The sequence below is a fragment of the Mycobacterium sp. IDUB_9 genome (assembly GCF_055419505.1).
This window is the reverse complement of sequence record NZ_JBVAXU010000001.1, coordinates 1660755-1677797: the sequence shown is the minus strand read 5'-3', so window position 1 is coordinate 1677797 and position 17043 is coordinate 1660755. Positions and strand designations below refer to the sequence as shown.

General features: G+C 66.1%; 18 protein-coding genes. 7 read left to right on the top strand and 11 right to left on the bottom strand.

Going from position 1 to position 17043, the window contains the following annotated elements:
• Positions 1–4: 4 nt before the first annotated feature.
• Positions 5–559 carry an ankyrin repeat domain-containing protein gene (locus tag ACZY08_RS08195; RefSeq protein ID WP_463744023.1) on the top strand — a complete coding sequence of 185 codons (555 nt, stop codon included), beginning with the start codon at positions 5–7 and terminating at the stop codon, positions 557–559.
• On the opposite strand, the gene ACZY08_RS08190 is transcribed toward ACZY08_RS08195, so the two are convergent.
• Positions 556–1833: a cytochrome P450 gene (locus ACZY08_RS08190; protein ID WP_463744022.1), complete on the bottom strand. Its 1278-nt coding sequence runs from the start codon at positions 1831–1833 to the stop codon at positions 556–558. The two genes, ACZY08_RS08195 and ACZY08_RS08190, sit on opposite strands and share 4 nt — an antisense overlap.
• A gap of 3 nt (positions 1834–1836) precedes the next feature.
• Positions 1837–2073, bottom strand: coding sequence for a ferredoxin (locus tag ACZY08_RS08185; RefSeq protein ID WP_463744021.1), 237 nt, complete (start codon positions 2071–2073; stop codon positions 1837–1839).
• A gap of 141 nt (positions 2074–2214) precedes the next feature.
• On the opposite strand from ACZY08_RS08185, the gene ACZY08_RS08180 reads away from it, so the two are divergent.
• Positions 2215–2808: a TetR/AcrR family transcriptional regulator gene (locus ACZY08_RS08180; RefSeq protein WP_463744020.1), complete on the top strand. Its 594-nt coding sequence runs from the start codon at positions 2215–2217 to the stop codon at positions 2806–2808.
• On the opposite strand, the gene ACZY08_RS08175 is transcribed toward ACZY08_RS08180, so the two are convergent.
• The 6 genes from ACZY08_RS08175 to hsaA form a co-directional block, all read right to left on the bottom strand.
• Complete coding sequence (locus tag ACZY08_RS08175; protein ID WP_463744019.1) at positions 2801–3640, bottom strand: mycofactocin-coupled SDR family oxidoreductase; 840 nt, start codon at positions 3638–3640, stop codon at positions 2801–2803. The two genes, ACZY08_RS08180 and ACZY08_RS08175, sit on opposite strands and share 8 nt — an antisense overlap.
• 170 nt (positions 3641–3810) lie before the next feature.
• Positions 3811–5310, bottom strand: a complete 1500-nt coding sequence (locus ACZY08_RS08170) for a hypothetical protein (RefSeq protein WP_463744018.1) — start codon at positions 5308–5310, stop codon at positions 3811–3813.
• 171 nt (positions 5311–5481) lie between these two features.
• The gene (gene hsaB / locus ACZY08_RS08165; protein WP_463744017.1) at positions 5482–6051 is read right to left on the bottom strand and encodes a 3-hydroxy-9,10-secoandrosta-1,3,5(10)-triene-9,17-dione monooxygenase reductase subunit; all 570 of its coding nucleotides are present in this window, start codon (positions 6049–6051) and stop codon (positions 5482–5484) included.
• Between the two features lie 13 nt (positions 6052–6064).
• The gene (gene hsaC, locus ACZY08_RS08160; protein WP_463744016.1) at positions 6065–6964 is read right to left on the bottom strand and encodes an iron-dependent extradiol dioxygenase HsaC; all 900 of its coding nucleotides are present in this window, start codon (positions 6962–6964) and stop codon (positions 6065–6067) included.
• A 3-nt stretch (positions 6965–6967) separates the two neighbouring features.
• Entirely contained in the window at positions 6968–7834 is an 867-nt protein-coding gene (gene hsaD, locus ACZY08_RS08155) for a 4,5:9,10-diseco-3-hydroxy-5,9,17-trioxoandrosta-1(10),2-diene-4-oate hydrolase (RefSeq protein ID WP_463744015.1), read from the bottom strand.
• A gap of 3 nt (positions 7835–7837) precedes the next feature.
• A complete protein-coding gene (gene hsaA, locus ACZY08_RS08150; protein WP_463744014.1) occupies positions 7838–9028 on the bottom strand; it encodes a 3-hydroxy-9,10-secoandrosta-1,3,5(10)-triene-9,17-dione monooxygenase oxygenase subunit in 1191 nt (396 codons plus the stop codon).
• Positions 9029–9196: 168 nt separating this feature from the next.
• Between hsaA and ACZY08_RS08145 the strand changes: the two genes are divergently transcribed.
• Complete coding sequence (locus ACZY08_RS08145; RefSeq protein WP_463744013.1) at positions 9197–10258, top strand: 2Fe-2S iron-sulfur cluster-binding protein; 1062 nt, start codon at positions 9197–9199, stop codon at positions 10256–10258.
• A gap of 28 nt (positions 10259–10286) precedes the next feature.
• Positions 10287–10856: a hypothetical protein gene (locus ACZY08_RS08140; protein ID WP_463744197.1), complete on the top strand. Its 570-nt coding sequence runs from the start codon at positions 10287–10289 to the stop codon at positions 10854–10856.
• A 7-nt stretch (positions 10857–10863) separates the two neighbouring features.
• Here the strand turns inward: ACZY08_RS08140 and ACZY08_RS08135 are convergent, their stop codons facing one another.
• Positions 10864–11325, bottom strand: a complete 462-nt coding sequence (locus ACZY08_RS08135) for a hypothetical protein (protein WP_463744012.1) — start codon at positions 11323–11325, stop codon at positions 10864–10866.
• A gap of 60 nt (positions 11326–11385) precedes the next feature.
• On the opposite strand from ACZY08_RS08135, the gene ACZY08_RS08130 reads away from it, so the two are divergent.
• Positions 11386–12003, top strand: a complete 618-nt coding sequence (locus ACZY08_RS08130) for a TetR/AcrR family transcriptional regulator (protein ID WP_463744011.1) — start codon at positions 11386–11388, stop codon at positions 12001–12003.
• Positions 12004–12092: 89 nt separating this feature from the next.
• Here ACZY08_RS08130 and ACZY08_RS08125 read toward each other — a convergent pair whose 3' ends face one another.
• The gene (locus ACZY08_RS08125) at positions 12093–14234 is read right to left on the bottom strand and encodes an acyl-CoA dehydrogenase (RefSeq protein ID WP_463744010.1); all 2142 of its coding nucleotides are present in this window, start codon (positions 14232–14234) and stop codon (positions 12093–12095) included.
• A 273-nt stretch (positions 14235–14507) separates the two neighbouring features.
• Between ACZY08_RS08125 and kstR the strand changes: the two genes are divergently transcribed.
• Together kstR and otsB are read left to right on the top strand one after the other, a co-directional pair.
• Positions 14508–15113, top strand: coding sequence for a cholesterol catabolism transcriptional regulator KstR (kstR, locus tag ACZY08_RS08120; RefSeq protein WP_164480958.1), 606 nt, complete (start codon positions 14508–14510; stop codon positions 15111–15113).
• 3 nt (positions 15114–15116) lie between these two features.
• On the top strand, positions 15117–15896 hold the full coding sequence (gene otsB, locus ACZY08_RS08115; protein WP_463744009.1) for a trehalose-phosphatase: 780 nt from the start codon (positions 15117–15119) through the stop codon (positions 15894–15896).
• Positions 15897–15935: 39 nt separating this feature from the next.
• Here otsB and ACZY08_RS08110 read toward each other — a convergent pair whose 3' ends face one another.
• Complete coding sequence (locus ACZY08_RS08110) at positions 15936–17036, bottom strand: LacI family DNA-binding transcriptional regulator (protein ID WP_463744008.1); 1101 nt, start codon at positions 17034–17036, stop codon at positions 15936–15938.
• Between the last annotated feature and the right edge of the window lie 7 nt (positions 17037–17043).

The following is a 17043-nucleotide window of genomic DNA, read 5'->3' as shown; positions in this document are numbered from 1 at the left end:
GCCGGTGAAGTTCAGGTTCACTCCTGGCCGCCGGAACGACCGCCGAGTGGTGCCGCGCGATGATCCGGTCGGTACCGATCGTGCGGGCCGGACGGCACTGCACTACGCCGTGACGAGCGATCCGGTCGGCCTGAACTACACCGCCGCTTTGAAGGACCCTCAGCTTGCGGCCGAGAATTTCCGGATCGGCAACCAGTTTCGGATCGAGAACACGACGCGACTGCTCGCGTTGGGCGCCGACGTCAACGCCGTCGACAACGTCGGGATGACACCGTTGCACTTCGCCGCCCAGAGCGACAGCGTCGACATCGTGACCATCCTGCTAGACGCCGGCGCCGACGTGAATGCCGTTGCCGAAGACAACCACACGCCGCTGTATCAGGCGGTCCGGAACACGACCGGGAAACGTGCCGCCATCGTGACTGCTCTGATGGCGGCCGGGGCCGACCCCGCGGTCGAGGACGGCAACGGACCGGCAGTGCTGAGATTCATTGCCCGCGTGGGAGATGCCCAACTGCAGGCAATCATGGCCGAGTACGGGTACTCCGGTGAGTCCTAGGCTGGGGTGAACTCGATGTTCAGTTCGGTGAGTCCCCGCAACAGGAACGTCGGCTCGTAGTTGTAGTTCCGTTGCCCGGCCGGGCCGTGTACGGATGCATCGATGGTGATGTCGCGCATGCGGTCCAGCAGACGACGGACGGTGATCTGCCCTTCGACCCGCGCCAACGGCGCCCCGGCGCACGTGTGGATGCCGCGGCCGAAGGCGATGTGCTCGCGGACGTTCTTGCGATCCGGGTGGAACACCTGTGGATCCTCGAACTTACGGGGATCGCGGTTGGCCGCACCCAGGCACAACATCACGATGGTGCCGGCCTTCAGGTGCACTCCCCCGAGTGTGGTGGTCTTGCGGACCAGCCTGAAGTCGACCTTCGTCGGCGCGTGCATGCGCAGGGCTTCCTCGATGAAAGTCGGTATGCCGTCCGGATTCTCGCGCAGCTTCTGCTGGTACTCGGGATAGTCACCCAGCGTCTGCACGGCGGCAGTGAGCAGCTTGGTGACGGTTTCCTGCCCGGCCGCGAACAGGAAGGTCGCCGGCTTGACCACCTCGAGCAGCTCCGGGGTCGAGCCGTCGGGATAGGTGGCGGTGGCCATGCCGGACAGCACATCTCCGCGCGGCTCGCGTCTACGCTCGGCGAGGTACCCGGCGAATTTGTCGTCCAGATACCCCAGCGGATCGCGGCCCACGGCCGACCCGTCCAGGGCTCCGACATGGTTGCCCTCCGGAGGCCCCGCGCCCAACTCGGCGAGGAACTCGGGCCGGTCTTGCTCCGGAACGCCCAGCAGGTCGATGATCGCCGAGGTCGCAAAGGGTTTGGCGTATTCGGACAGGAACTCGCATTTGCCGTTGCCGATGAACTGGTCGATCTGGTGATCGACCAGTTGCCACATGTAGTCCTCGTTTTCCTTGAGGCGCCGCGGCGTGAGCAACCTGCTCAGCAGTGAGCGGGCCCGCTCGTGCTGCGGCGGGTCCATCACCACCATGTGCTCGTGGATCGGGAACAGGTGGCGGTGCGCCTCGATCTGCTCACTGATGTCGTCGCCCTCGGGCTCGAACGGCAGCGGCGGAAACAGGCCACCGATCGCGTTCACCGCCGAGAACGACCCATGGTCCTTGAAAGCCGCCATCACTTCCTGGTAACCGGTCACCGCCACCACACCGTGATGCGGTTCGGCGAACACCGGCCCGTTGCTGCGTAGGTACTCGTAGTAGTCGTACGGATCCTGAGTGACGGCCGGATCGGCGAAATAGTCGACTGCGGCGAGATCGGTCATGGCTCACTGGCCTTTCATGCTGGTGTTGAGCAGGCTGATCGCCTGACGCGGGCAGGCGTCGACGGCGGATTTGACGTTGTCCCAGGTGCCTTGACTCCACTGCCCTTCCGGCCGGGCAGCACTGGCCACCTCGTCGTCGGACAGGTCGAACACCTCGGGGGCAAGTTGGATGCACAGCGCATGGCCCTCGCACAGGCCGGCGTCGACCCGGACCTGGACCGCGCTCACGTCATCGGGCATCTGTTTCCTCAGTTCTGAATTTGATCAATCGATCAAACCGTTAGGATGGCTCATGCTTACCACCCCCGGCCTTTGGCGGTCAAGGTTCTTGGACGGCCAGAAACATCCTTTGTCCGGCAATGTTTTTCGGAGGCTGGGCTGATGGCCGGGGCACGCGCGGTCAAGGACAAGGACGCGGGCACCCGCAAGCGCCTGATCGAGGCGACCGCCCAGGTGATTCGCGACGAGGGCTACGCGGCGGCCACCACCCGGCGCATCGCGGCCGTGGCCGGCGTGCGCTCGGCGCTGGTCTACTACTACTTCGACACCCTCGACGACCTGTTCATCTCGGTGCTGCGCAGCGGCGCCGACGCCGCCCTGGCGCGACTGCGCGAGGCCATCACCACCGACGATCCGCTCCGGGCGCTGTGGTTGATCAACTCCGACTCGCGGGTGACGGGGCTGAACACGGAGTTCATGGCGCTGGCCAATCACCGCAAGGCAATTGGTGCCGAACTCAAGGCCTACTCCGAACGGGTCCGCGACATCGAAGCCACGGCCATGGCCGGAGTGCTGCGCGCCCACGGCGTGGACATGGAGGAGTTTCCGCCGGTGGTGATGTCGATGCTGCTCACCCAGTCCGCCCGCAGCCTGTGCAACGAAGAGGCGGTCGGCGTGACCGAGGGCCACGCCGAGTTCCGCGCCTTCGTCGAACGATTCCTCCGCCGCTTCGGCACCGGCCGGGCTGCTACTTGAGCATGCTCCCGGCGTCCACGGTGACCGGCAGACCGGTGATGTAGCGAGCCTCGTCGGAAGCCAGGAACAGCACCGCGTTACTGATATCGACCGGTTCCACCCACCCGACCGGAAGCACGTGCATGAGCTGTGCGACGACGGCCATGTCGTCGGGGCCCGGGTTCTCCAGGTCGGGACGGAACAGCTTCATAGTGCCCTCGTTCATGAACATCGGGGTGTTCACGTTCGTCGGGCACACCGCGTTCACCCGGATCGAATGCTGACCCAACTCGACGGCAAAGCTACGCATCAGGCCGATCACCCCGTGCTTGGCCGCGATGTAGTGACCGGTGTGGGGGTAGGCCTTGAGCCCGCCGACCGAGCTGGTGAGGATGATCGATCCGCCCCGGCCGCCGGAAATCACATGGGGGACCGCGGCTTTCACCGTCTTCCAAACACCCGACAGGTTGACGCCGATCATGTCGTCCCAGTCGGATTCCTTGGTCTCGTGCAGCACATCGCCACCGTTGCCGATACCGGCGTTGGCCGCCACGATGTCGAGGCGGCCAAGCTGCTCGACACCGCTGTCTACCGCCGCCTTGAGTGCATCGAAATCCCGCACGTCGAGTTCGGCCGTGACGATCCGGCGGTTCAGCCCCTTGACCAGATCAGCCGTCTCGGCCAGATCGTCCGGGGTCGACGCCGGGATCGCACTGGTGTCTGTGATCGGGCTGCAGACGTCGACGGCGATGATGTCGGCGCCCTCCTGCGCCAATCGCAGCGCATGGCTGCGCCCCTGCCCGCGTGCCGCTCCGGTAACGAGGGCTACCTTGCCCTCGACTCTGCCTGCCATGGCCATCCTTTCGATGATTTGATCGTTCGATCAAACCGTTACATTCGCGGGCCTGGTTGTCAATGGCATCTTTGATCAGTTGGTCAAGCTGATAGTCGGTCGTGTCGAGGCGCAAACGAAACTGGGCCCCACCCTGGCGGGTGGGGCCCAGCTACGCATCGTGCTACTTGTTACGAGTCAGAGCCCGAGCTCCCCTTGGAGTCGCCGGACTTGCCGGCATCGCCGGCCTTGGTCGCCTTGGCCTTGGCCTTGGTTTCCTTCGACTTGGCCTTCGCCTCCTTGGCTTCCTTCGCCTTGGCCTGGCGGGCTTCCTTGGCCTCGTGGACCTTGGCCTTGATCCGGTCCGTGATCTTGGCCTTGCCCGTGGTCTTCGCATCGGCATCGGCGTCGGCCGTCTTGTCGGCAGCAGGCGTGGCGACAGACTTGTCGGCGGCCTCTTCCGTGGCTGCCGGAACAGCACTGGCGACCGGGGTCTCAACCTTCACGGCCTCGACGACGGGGGTTGCGACCTTCGGGGTCTCGACGGCGACCTTGGGAGACTCCACTGCCGGGGTCTCGGCCTTCGGAGCCTCGACGGCCAGAGTCGCTTCCTTCGCAGACTCGACGACCGACTCAGTCAGCGCCGCCTTGGGTGTAACCGCGGAAACCAGCTGCGCCGCCACACTCGTCGGCACCGCCGACGGGGCGGGGACCTCCGGGGTGTTGTCGATGGCATCGGCGAAGCTCTTCGGCAGGTTCACCAGCAGATTCTGGAGAAGACCCGCGACCACCCGGGCACCTCCCTGCTCGCCGGGCTCGGCCCAGGTGAGCAGGGCCGGCCACTCGGTGTAGCCCCCGGTTCCCGACTCAGGGTCGGGATCGGCGTACTTGAATCCGTTGAGCGCCGCGTTGACCAGGATCCCCGGCGTGTTGACGACGGCATTGAAGGCGCCCTGCGCGTCTCCGGCGGCCACGCTGGTGCTGATCGCCTCAGCAACGCGGGCGAGCTCGAACGCCGGGCCGCTGACCGAGGCAAAGGCGCCCTGGAACAAGGCGCTCACGACCACGCTCGAGGTGAAGGTCGCGCCGATCAGATTCGTGAAGTTCTGCGCGATCTGCTCCGGGATCCCGGTCAGGTACTCGGTCCCGCCACGCGGAATGCCCGAGAGGATGAATCCGGGAGCGATCAGCGAACCGAAGGCGCCCTGGAACGCGTACAGCATGGAGTGGTTGAACCACCGGTACGCCTCACCGATATCGCCGGCCTCGAGTGCGGCCTGGGCCTGTGCCAACCGCTCCTGCCCGTTGGGGCCGTTGTACCAGTTCTGCAGGTTGGTGGGGATCGCCTCGAACGCGGCGCCGAACTTCCCGGCGTAACCCAGCTGGTTCTCCAGCACCTGGTTCAGCAACGGCGCCGGGTTCGCCGCGAGTGCGGCACCCAGAGACTGGAGGTTGCCGAATGTGTTGCTGACCAGGGTCCCGTAGACGTCGATCGGCGAGGCGGTTGCGTCCATCGTCGCCGCCGTCAGGTCATAGGCGAAGCTTTGCGCCTGCTGAATGACCGTGCTGTTCTGGGCCACCGGGGTGACCGCGATAGCGCTGGCACTCACCATTGCGACGCCGGCGAGAAGGAACCGATCCTTCCGACTCACCACTGGGGTGTCGCCGGAGGAGAGGGCAGGTAGGGGCACGAAATCTCCTGAAACTGATAATTGACTGAGGAACGACCAAAAATTAGCTTAGGTTTCCCTAAATATCAATAGGTATGCCTACCCTGACTTTCTGGCACGTAAATATGTGCTGAAACACGAACTGGGCCCCCTCCGTGAGGAGAGGGCCCAGCCTGTGTCAACGAAGAAAAGTTAGAGCCAGGTATCGGACGTGGTGGTGGTGAGGAACGCTTCCAGGTCATCACGCCACTGCGCCGGAGTGTTCTTGTCCGGTTCGATCCCGGTGTACTCGCCGCGGTAGAACAGCAGCGGCCGAGGCTTGAGTTTGGGCACTTCGGACAGCGAATGCACCGAACCGAACACCACGAAGTGGTCTCCACCGTCGTGCACGGAGTGCACGTTGCAGTCGATGTGGGCGAGGGTCCCGTCGATCACCGGGGAGCCGAGTTCCGAGGGCGTCCAGTCGATCCCGGCGAACTTGTCCGGAGCCTTGGAGCCGAATTGCGCGGACACGTGCTGCTGTTTCTCGTGCAGCATGTTCACACAGAACTTCCCGCTGGCCTCGATGGCCTGCCAGGCGCGGGACTGCTTGGTGGGGCAGAACAGAACCAGCGGCGGGTCGAGCGACAGCGCGGCGAACGACTGGCAGGCAAAGCCGACCGGCACGTCGTCGTGAACGGTGGTGATCACCGTGACGCCAGTACAGAACTGGCCGAGCACATTTCGGAAGGTGCGCGGGTCGAGCGGCTGAGCCTGTGTCATGAAAAAGCCTGTGTCACTTGAATCCGACGGAGAAGTCGTGGCCCCAGAGGCTGATCCCCACGCTTTCGCGGGCGATCCAGCTCTCATCCTCGACTTCCAGTCCCTCACAACCGAATTCCATGTCGAACCCACCCGGGGTCTTCATGTAGAAGGACAGCATCTTGTCGTTGATGTGCCGGCCGAGTGTCGCCGACATCTTCACGTTCCGGCGGTTGGCACGGTCCAGGCACAGGCCGACGTCGTCGGAGTTCTCCACCTCGACCATCAGATGGACGATGCCGGTCGGGTTGGGCATCGGCATGAACGCCAGCGCGTGGTGGCGCGGGTTGCAGCCGTAGAAGCGCAGCCAGACCGGATCGCCGTCGGCCGGGCGACCCGCGAGCTGCGGGGGCAGCTGCATCGAATCGCGCAGCTTGAAGCCCAGCACGTCCTGATAGAACGCCTGGGCCGCGGCGTCGTCGTTGCACGTCAAAACCACGTGCCCGAGGCCCTGCTCGGCGGTGACGAACTTGTGGCCGTAGGGGCTGACGAACCGGCGACCCAGATACTGCGCACCGTAGAACGCCTCGAGCACGTTGCCGGCGGGATCGGAGAACCGGATGAGACCCTCGACCCGGCGCTCACGGACCTCGTCCCTTGTGCCTTCGACGAAATCGACGCCCGCCTTGGACAGGCTCTCGCGCAAGCTCTGCAGGGCAGGAGCGTCGGCAACTTCCCAGCCGGAGATCAACAGCCGGTCCTGGTCGCCGGGCACGATCACCAGACGAGCCGCGAAGTCATCCATCCGCAGGTAGAGCGCGTCCGGGATGGAACCCTCGCCCTCCACCATGCCGAGAACCTTCACGCCGAACTGGCGCCACGCCGCCACGTCGGTGGCCTCGATGCGCATGTAGCCGAGTGCCTTGATGCTCATCTGCTAACCCCCAAGGAAATCGATGGTGAGTTTGTTGAACTCGTCGAACTTCTCGACCTGAGCCCAGTGTCCACACTGCCCGAAGACATGGAGCTGAACCCGCGGAATCTGCTTCAGCGCGACCAATGCACCGTCGAGCGGATTGACCCGGTCCTCGCGGCCCCAGATCAGCAGCACGGGCTGACGCAGCTTGTACACCTCGCGCCACATCATGCCGAGCTCGAAGTCGGCACCGGCGAACGACTTACCCATCGCTCGGGTGGCGGCCAGCGACTCCGGCGTGCTGGCGATCGCGAACCGCTCGTCGACCAGTTCAGGGGTGACCAGCTTCTGGTCGAACACCATGATCCGGATGAAGGCTTCGAGGTTCTCACGCGTCGGTTCGAAGTTGAACTTGGCGAGCGCCTTGACGCCCTCGGTCGGGTCCGGCGCGAACAGGTTGACCGACAGGCCGCCCGGGCCCATCAGGATCAGCTTGCCCGCGCGGTCCGGGTAGTCCAACGCGAAGCGGACCGCGGTGCCGCCGCCGAGCGAGTTGCCCAGCAGCGGGATCCGGCCCTGCAGGCCGAGGTGGTCGAACAGACCGAGCAGTGCCTTGGCGCTGTAGCGGTTGTACTGCTCGTGCTCGGTGTGCTTGTCGGAGTGTCCGTAGCCGGGCTGGTCGACCGCGATCACGTGGTAGTGCTCGGCGAGCACCGCGATGTTGCGGCCGAAGTTCGACCAGCTCGATGCGCCGGGCCCACCGCCGTGCAACAGCACGATGGTCTGCGCATTCGGGTCACCGGCCTCGTGGTAGTGCAGCCGCATGTCATCGCGGACCTGCGCGTACCGCGAGGTGGATTCGAACGTAATCTCTTGCGTAGCAGTCATGTATCAGACCATCGTGTCGGCCGGGGGCAGGCCGAACTCGTTGTTGCCGAAGATGAGGTAGGCGCGCTCGGGATCGTTGGCCGCGTGCACCCGGCCGGCATGGGCGTCACGCCAGAAGCGCTGCACCGGAGCATCGTTGGACAGCGCGGTGGCACCCGAGGCCTCGAACAGCCGGTCGATCGAGGCGATGGCGCGGCCGGTGGCACGCACCTGATCGCGACGGGCGCGGGCACGCAGCTCGAACGGGATCTCCTCGCCGGCCTTCAGCAGTGCGTACTCGTCGGCGACGTTGCCGGACAGCTGACGCCAGGCGGCGTCGATGTCGCTCGCGGCCTCGGCGATCCGGATCTTGGCGAACGGATCGTCCTTGGCCTTCTCACCGGCGAAGGCGGCGCGGACACGCTTGCCCTGATGCTCGACGTGCGCGTCGTAGGCGCCGTAGGCCATACCGACGATGGGGGCCGAGATGGTGGTGGGGTGGATTGTGCCCCAAGGCATCTTGTACACCGGAGCCGTGTTGGTCTGGTACCCACCGGCCGTGCCGTCGTTCATCGCCTTGTAGGACAGGAAGCGGTGCTTGGGCACGAACACGTCCTTGACCACGACGGTGTTGCTGCCGGTGCCACGCAGGCCGACGACGTTCCAGACGTCGTCGATCTGGTAGTCGGTGCGCGGGATCAGGAAGCTGCCGAAATCGACCGGCCGGCCGTCCTTGATGACCGGGCCACCCAGGAACGCCCAGCTGGCGTGATCGCAACCCGAGGACCAGTTCCAGGCGCCGTTGACGATGTAGCCGTCAGCAGCCTCGGTCACCACACCGGCACCCATCGGGGCATAGGAGGAGGAGATCCGCACCGCGGTGTCCTCACCCCAGACATCCTCCTGGGCCTGCTGATCGAACAGGGCCAGGTGCCAGTTGTGCACACCGATGATGCCGGCCACCCAGCCGGTGGAACCGCAAGCGCTGGCGAGCCGCCGGACCGCCTCGTAGAAAACCGTCGGGTCGCATTGCAGACCACCCCACTGCTCGGGCTGCAGGAGCTTGAAGAAACCGATGTCCTCCAGTGCCTTGACGTTCGCGTCGGGCAGTTTGCGCAGATCCTCGGTCTCCTGAGCGCGCTCACGCAGCGTCGGCAGCAGTTCGTCGATGCCGGCCAGAACCGCCTGCACGTCACGCTGTTCAATGGATGTCACGGAAATGCCTCCCAAGAATCGGACTGCGATGAGCGCGAGCTGACCGCCTAGACAGAGATTAGAACACGTTACGATTTGTGTCGAGTAGGGCCTTGTAATGCAGGGCTGGACCTGGGCAAGTACGTTTTTGTAACATGTTCTAGTTATGAAGGATGAGAGGGTCCAGTCGTGACTGATGAGCCATTGGGCAGCCATGTGCTCGAACTGCAGGTGAGTGCGGTCATCGAGGAGACGGCGGACGCACGCTCCCTGGTGTTTGCCGTGCCCGAGGGATCCCAGATCCCCGCCGAGCGCCTGCGCTACTCCCCGGGCCAGTTCCTGACCCTGCGGGTGCCGAGCGATCGCACCGGCTCAGTGGCCCGTTGCTATTCACTCTCCAGCTCGCCGGTCACAGACGATCAGCTGACCGTCACGGTGAAGCGGACCGTCGACGGCTACGCCTCGAACTGGCTGTGCGACAACGTACATGCCGGGATGAAGATGCACGTGCTGGCCCCGTCGGGCACCTTCGTGCCGCGCGACCTCGACACCGACTTCCTGCTGCTGGCGGCCGGCAGCGGCATCACCCCGATGATGGCGATCTGCAAGTCCGCGCTCGCCGAGGGCACCGGCAACGTCGTCCTCGTCTATGCCAACCGCGACGAGAACTCGGTCATCTTCGGGGCGACCCTCCGTGAACTGGCAGCCAAGTACCCCGACCGGTTCACCGTCGTGCACTGGCTGGAAACCGTGCAGGGTCTGCCCAGCCCGACCGCACTCGCCGGGATCGTCGCCCCCTATGCCGCGCGCGAGGCCTTCATCTGTGGGCCGGGACCGTTCATGGCGGCAGCCGAGCAGGCGCTGCAGCAGGCCGGCACCTCCGACGAGCGCATCCACATCGAGGTGTTCAAGTCACTGGATTCCGACCCGTTCGCCGCTGTGGTGATCGAGGAAGACGACGACAGCGACCAGGGCCCGGCCACCGCGATCGTCACCCTGGACGGCACCACCCAAGAGATCCGCTGGCCACGGTCGGCCACGCTGCTCGACGTCCTGCTGGACAAGGGCCTGGACGCACCGTTCTCCTGCCGCGAAGGCCATTGTGGCGCCTGCGCGGTGCTCAAGAAGTCCGGGGACGTCGAGATGAAGATCAACGACGTGCTCGAACCGTCCGATCTGGACGAGGGCCTGATCCTGGGTTGCCAGGCCACGCCGGTGTCGGATTCAGTCGAAGTCACCTACGACGAGTAACGAGCGGATACCTTTCTTGACGATGACGATCAACAGGCTTCCCGCAGCGACCACGGCAGCAGTGCTGACCGCGGCTGCGCTGGCGTTTCCCGCGTCGGCCACGGCCGCCGCCAACTCGGCCGTCAGCTCGATCCCGAGCCCCCAGGGCACGATCGAGATGCACGTCAACGCCGACTGTTCGGGCACCACGTGCAACTTCAACACCTCGGCGAATCTGCTGACCCCGGACGGCCCGACCGGGTTCCCCGGTGACGCCTGGGCGCGGCAGACGATCACCCTGCGCAGTTCCAACAAGGACACGTGGCAGGAAGCGTCCTACAGTGCCCCGGCTGGGATGCCGCGGGAGATCAAGGGCTCCAACCACGACAACGTCCTGTCGAAGTTGTACCGGTCGGTCAACAAAGTCGAGATCTCGGCGACCTACTTCGGCGGCGGTCCGATCGAACGCTTCACCATCGACGGCGTATCGACACCCACCAAATGGCAGACGGGACAGCCGAACACCGCGGACAAATTCATCATCTGCTCGGACATCCACGTGACCTGGGGCGGAGTCAACCTCACCACGCCGAGCGCCTGCGCTACGACCGGGTTCTAACCGGCGCTCACGCGTCGTGTTCTGACATGTGCTTGCCCACGAGCTTGAGCCACCGGCGGTGCCGGTAGGCGTAGATCCCGCGGGCAAGCGCCGCCACCACAGCAGTGAGCCGCCCGGCGTCGATCTCGACGCTGTCGCTGTACCGGCACGACTGATCGGTGACCGCTTCGACGTGCAGTGTGTGGTCCCAGGACCGCAGCACCCCGCCGTACTCGTGGGTGCGGATCGTGCGGGTGGTGTCGTCGACATCGCGAACCTCGATGGTGTGCCGGTAGGCCGGGATCAGGTGGAAGGCGAACAGCCAACCGGTGCCCCGGTCCCCGGCCCGGAACGGTTCGGTTCGTCCGGCCAGCGCCGGCACGCCGAACAAGCCGCGGCAGACGTAGAGAAACGTCGGGACCTGTTGCATGGCCTGCCACACTCGTTCGGTGTCGGCGGGCAGAATCGTTTCAACATGGATGCGCTGCATGTCATCAATTTTCGAGAGGCGCGCGGCGGCTGACTACTCGCTTTTCGTGCGGAGGCGACGATGACCCCGACCGACCGGTTTCGTCCCCGTAAGCAGCCCAGACAGCAACGCGCCCTCGAAACCCGGCAGGCCATCCTCCAGGCAGCGGCTCGCGTTTTCGCGCAATACGGGTACGCCGCAGGCACCACCAACCGCATCGCCGAAGCAGCGGATCTGTCGATCGGTTCGCTGTATCAATACTTCCCGAACAAGGACGCGATCCTCTCGGCGCTCACCGACGCACATGTCGACGCCGGTGCGGCACTACTACGCGAGCGCGCTGCCGGTGGTCTGCCCGAGTCGCTCGACGACCTGCTGCGGCTGTTCGTCCGGGCAGCCGTCGACAACCACCTCGACGACACCCGCCTGCACCGCGTGCTGTTCGAGGAAGCGCCGCGATCGCCCTCCTTGCTCAACCGGCTGCACCACACCGAGGAACAGGCGGTGAGCGCCGCGAAAGCCTTGCTGGACAACCATTCTGAGGTGGCTGTGGCCGACACCGCATTCGCGGCTCGCATGGTGGTAGCGACCGTCGAGTCGCTCACCCACCGGCTGTTGGCATGTGACAACCCCGCCGACGCCGAACAACTCGAGGACGGCATCGTCACGATGCTGGCCGGGTACCTGAGGGGTCACTGACCCTCCGCGAGCAGACGCAAACCTGCCCATTTCCGGGTGCAAATGGGCAGTTTTGCGTCTGCTCGCGGGGAGAACTCGCGGGGAAAGTCCTAGCGCGGCAGGCCGAGCAACCGCTCACCGGCGACGGTCAGCAGGATCTGCTCCGTTCCACCCGCGATGGTCAGGCAGCGGGTGTTGAGGAAGTCGTGCACCTCGCGGTTACGCACCACACCCCCACCGTCGGACAGTTCCAGCCGGAACTCCGCCAGCGACTGGCGGTAGCGCACGCCGATCAGCTTGCGGGCGCTGGCCTGCGCGCCGGTGTCCTGACCGCCGACGGCCAGCTGAGCTATCCGCTGATCCAGCAGTGAACCCTCCTGGGCGGTCAGGATCAACTCACCGAGCCGGTCCAGATCGGCCGGATCGACCTCTGGCTTCTCACCGAGGGTGCGCAGCAGCTCCTCCATCGGATTGCCCAGTGCGGTACCGCCGGCCATCGCCACGCGCTCGTTGGCCAGCGTGGTGCGCGCCAACCGCCAGCCGTCGTTGACGGTGCCCACCACCATCTCGTCGGGCACGAAGACGTCGTCGAAGAACACCTCGTTAAACAGCTCGTCGCCGGTGATCTCGCGCAGCGGGCGGATCACGATGCCAGGCGTCTTCATGTCGATGAGGAAATACGTGATGCCCTTGTGTTTCGGAGCGTCGGCGTCGGTGCGGGCCAGGCACACGCCCCAGTGGGCCTTCTGCGCCGCCGAGGTCCACACCTTCTGCCCCGTCAGCTTCCAACCCGCCTCGCCGTTGGGGCCTTCTGCCCGAACAGCTTTCATGCGCAGCGCAGCCAGGTCGGACCCGGCGCCCGGCTCGGAGAACAGCTGGCACCAGGACAGGTCGCCGCGCAGCGTGGCCGGCACGAACTGGTCGATCTGCTCGGGACTGCCGTGCTCCAGGATGGTCGGCACGGCCCACCATCCGATCACGAGGTCAGGGCGCTCGACCTCGGCAGCGGCGAGCTCCTGATCGATCAGAAGCTGTTCGGCCGGAGTTGCGTTGCGGCCGTAGGGACGTGGCCAGTGCGGTGCCAACAAGCCGGAATCGGCCAGGGCCACCTGCCGCTTTTCCACCGGCAGCGCAGCCACCTCGGCGACGGCCGCGCTGATCTCGGGACGCAGGTCGGCCACCGACTCCAGATCGATGCGCAGTTCACGACGCACGCCCTGCTGGGTGAGTGCCGAGATCCGGCGAATCCACCGGCGCCGGCCGCCGAGCGCATGCGAAATACCGTATGCGCGACGCAGATACAGGTGCGCTTCGTGCTCCCAGGTGATGCCGATACCGCCGAGCACCTGGATGCAGTCCTTGGCGTTGGCCTCGGCCGCGTCCACACCCGCGGCAGCAGCCACCGCCGCGGCAACCGAAAGCTGGGAGTCATCGGATTCCGACACAGCGCGCGCCGCATCGGCTGCCGACACCGAGATCCGCTCGGAGCGCAGCAGCATCTCGGCACACATGTGCTTGACGGCCTGGAAGCTGCCGATCGGCTTGCCGAACTGCTCACGCACCTTGGCGTATTCGGTGGCGGTCTGCAGCGTCCAGCGCGCCAGCCCCGCAGCCTCGGCAGCCAGGACCGTCGCGGTGATGTCCTCGAACCGCTGCAGCGATACCTCGAGCACCCGCGCAGGCGCCGAGTCCAGCACCACCCGGGCCAGCGGCAGCGAGAAGTCGGTGGCGGTGAGCAGCTCGACGCTCACGCCTGCTGCGCTCGCGTCGACCAGCACCACGCGATCGCCGGCCGGCAGCAACAGCACCCCGGCCGCGTCGGCGCCCAGGACGTAGTCGGCGGTGCCCGACACCGTGCCGGTTTCGAGGGAGCCGTCGAACGTCAGGTCCGCGCGCAGCGCCGCGCCGGCGGTGCGCTCCCCTGACACCAGAGCCTCGAGCACGGCCTCGTCAGTGACGATCAGGGTGGCCAGGGCCGTCGTGGCCACCGGGCCGGGCACCAGCGCGGCGGCGGCCTCGTCGACCATCGCGCACAAGTCCTCGACCGTGCCGCCCGCGCCACCCTGCTCCTCGGAAACCGCGACGCTGAAGATCCCTAGTTCGGCGAGACCTCGAAACGGCGTGCGCCACGCGTCGGCATCGTGTTCGGCCTCGCGGACGGCGGCGGCTGTAGCAGCCGAGGCCGCCCAGCTACGCACCAGGTCACGGGCGGCAAACTGCTCGTCGGTGATGGTGGCAGATGCGCCGGACATGGTGGACCTCCTGGTGCCTAACGCGAGAAGTCCGTGCTTCCCACTAGAACGTGTTCTAATGGTGACAGTGTTCGACCGTCAAGTCGACCCGCATCACAGCAGGACACGTCCGTGTGTTTACCGGCGCGGAGGTGCGTAGAAGGAGATCGCCGTGCGTATCGTTTTCGATGAGGTACGCGACGAGAGGGGGCCACACACCGCATGTCCAGCGCACCACAGCAGGCAGGCAGCGAATCGTCCGGGTCTGACACCCGACCGCGTGAGGTTCTGAACGTGGCCGTTCTCGCCGAATCCGAACTCGGCTCTGAAGCCCAGCGCGAGCGCCGCAAGCGCATCCTGGACGCGACCCTGGCCATTGCCTCAAAGGGCGGTTACGAGGCGGTCCAGATGCGGGCCGTGGCCGAGCGTGCCGATGTCGCCGTCGGAACGCTTTACCGCTACTTCCCTTCCAAGGTCCATCTGCTGGTGTCGGCCCTCGGCCGGGAGTTCGAGCGCATCGACGCCAAGACCGACCGGGCCGCGCTGGCCGGCGGCACCCCCTACCAGCGGCTCAGCTTCATGGTCGGCAAGCTGAACCGGGCCATGCAGCGCAACCCGCTGCTGACCGAGGCCATGACGCGGGCCTTCGTCTTCGCCGACGCATCGGCCGCGGGCGAGGTCGACCACGTCGGCAAGCTGATGGACTCGATGTTCGCCCGAGCGATGAGCGACGGCGAGCCGACCGAGGACCAGTACCACATCGCCCGGGTCATCTCGGATGTGTGGCTGTCGAACCTGCTGGCCTGGCTGACCAGGCGGGCCAGCGCCACCGACGTCAGCAAGCGACTGGACCTGGCGGTGCGGCTGCTGATCGGCGCCGAGGACAAACCTAAGATCTAGCGGGTGAGCCTTCCTGTCGAACTCAAGGACGCACTCGACCGGGCCGCACGCATACCCCGGCTGCTGATCACATCCGATTTCGACGGCACCCTGGCCCCGATCGTGAACAACCCGGCCGACGCGCGTCCGCTTCGCAACGCTGCCGAGACCCTCATCGCACTCGCCGACCTGCCCGGCACGGCGACCGCCCTGATCTCCGGCCGCGCACTGGAGGTGCTGCGGGACCTGTCGGGGATGCCCGCGGCCGTGCACATGGTCGGCAGCCACGGCGCCGAATTCGACTCTGGGTTCACCCATCCCATCGACCGCGCCCTCCTCGACACGATCGCCGATGAGCTGCAGGCGATCGCGGCCGATCGGCCCGGGGTGACCGTCGAACTGAAGCCGGCCAGCGTGGCCCTGCATGTCCGCAACGCCGAACCTGCCGACGCCGAGGCTGCTCTGGTGCGGGCACGTGAATCAGCACAGGCCTGGGATGCGCAGCTGACCGAGGGCAAGGCCGTCCTCGAATTCGCCGTGATCACCACCGACAAGGGCGAGGCGATCGACATCCTGCGCGACGAGCACCAGGCGTCCGCGGTGATCTACTTCGGCGACGACGTCACCGACGAGAAGGCGTTCCGCCGGCTGCGGGACGGCGACGTCGGCGTCAAGGTCGGGCCCGGCGAGACTCTGGCCGCTTACCGGGTCGACGAGCCCGAAGATGTTGCGGCAGCACTGAAGTACTTGCTTCGCGCGCGCCCCTCCGCCGAAACCGCATTCCAGCAGGAAAAGTCCGAGTAGCGGCCTGCCGGAATGCCGTTTCGGCGAACGGCGGGTAGCTCACGCCGGCGGGCCCGACGTCCGCCCGCGCACCACCTCGGTTTCCAGCAGCTCGATCACCGGAAGACCCGACCGCGGCGGACTGTGCAGCAACTCACCGGCGCGCCGCCCCTTGGCCACACTGGACTGCACCACCGTGGACAGGCCTCGCCGCAACGCCTCCGGTACTCCGTCGAACCCCGTCACGGTCATCTCCCCCGGCACGTAGATGCCGCGTGAGCGCAGATAATCCATGGCCGACAACGCCAGTACATCGGCGGTGCACATCAGCGCGGTGATGCGGGGATTGGCGTCCAGCGCCACCTCGGCGGCCGCACCGCCGGACGTCGGCAGATGTTCACAGCTCTCCACCACCGTCAGCGTGTCCGGCGCCAGACCGGCAGCTGTCATCGCGTCGTACACGCCGTGAATGCGTTCCCGCTGCACATGGAAATGCGGCGACAGCATCCGATCCGGATCTGCCAGTGCGGGTTTCGTGCTCTCGTGCGGCCAGTCTCGGCCCAGCCGCATGGTCAGCAGGCCGATGTCGCGATGGCCCAACTCCAATACGTGTTCGGCCAGTCGCCGCATCCCACCGCGATCATCGATGCCGACCCGCGAGACGCCGGGCACGTCTTTGGGCTGATCCACCACCACGACCGGCAACTGGCGCTGACGCACCACCGGCAGGTACGGATCGTCGTCGGAGGCCGAATACACCACGAATCCGTCGACCCCCGCGGCGAGCACGGCCGCCGAACCGTCCTCGAAACTGCGGTTCGGCCCGATGGCCACCAGCAGCAGCCCCTGCCCCACCGCCTCGCAGGATTCGGCAAGTCCGGCAACGAAATCCAGTGCGGCCGGATCGCTGAACGAGTAGTTGAGCGGCTCGGTGATGATCAGGCCCACCGCACCTGCCCGGCGGGTTCGCAGCGAGCGCGCCACCGGATCCGGACCGGCGTAGCCCAGCCTCTTGGCCGCATCGAAGATCCGGTCGCGCAGCTCTGTGGACAATTGGTCAGGTCGGTTGTACGCGTTGGAGATGGTGGTCCGCGAAACCTTGAGTTCGGCCGCCAACGAAGCCAAGGTGGCCCGCCGTGGCGGGTAGGGACTCCTTGGCATGCTTTCC

Coding starts and splice junctions, on each gene's coding strand:
- ACZY08_RS08135 (WP_463744012.1), bottom strand. CDS start 11,325: ATGCAGCGCATCCATGTTGAAACGATTCTGCCCGCCGACACCGAACGA.
- ACZY08_RS08130 (WP_463744011.1), top strand. CDS start 11,386: ATGACCCCGACCGACCGGTTTCGTCCCCGTAAGCAGCCCAGACAGCAA.
- ACZY08_RS08180 (WP_463744020.1), top strand. CDS start 2,215: ATGGCCGGGGCACGCGCGGTCAAGGACAAGGACGCGGGCACCCGCAAG.
- hsaD (WP_463744015.1), bottom strand. CDS start 7,834: ATGACTGCTACGCAAGAGATTACGTTCGAATCCACCTCGCGGTACGCG.
- hsaB (WP_463744017.1), bottom strand. CDS start 6,051: ATGACACAGGCTCAGCCGCTCGACCCGCGCACCTTCCGAAATGTGCTC.
- ACZY08_RS08110 (WP_463744008.1), bottom strand. CDS start 17,036: ATGCCAAGGAGTCCCTACCCGCCACGGCGGGCCACCTTGGCTTCGTTG.
- ACZY08_RS08190 (WP_463744022.1), bottom strand. CDS start 1,833: ATGACCGATCTCGCCGCAGTCGACTATTTCGCCGATCCGGCCGTCACT.
- ACZY08_RS08175 (WP_463744019.1), bottom strand. CDS start 3,640: ATGGCAGGCAGAGTCGAGGGCAAGGTAGCCCTCGTTACCGGAGCGGCA.
- ACZY08_RS08185 (WP_463744021.1), bottom strand. CDS start 2,073: ATGCCCGATGACGTGAGCGCGGTCCAGGTCCGGGTCGACGCCGGCCTG.
- ACZY08_RS08125 (WP_463744010.1), bottom strand. CDS start 14,234: ATGTCCGGCGCATCTGCCACCATCACCGACGAGCAGTTTGCCGCCCGT.
- hsaC (WP_463744016.1), bottom strand. CDS start 6,964: ATGAGCATCAAGGCACTCGGCTACATGCGCATCGAGGCCACCGACGTG.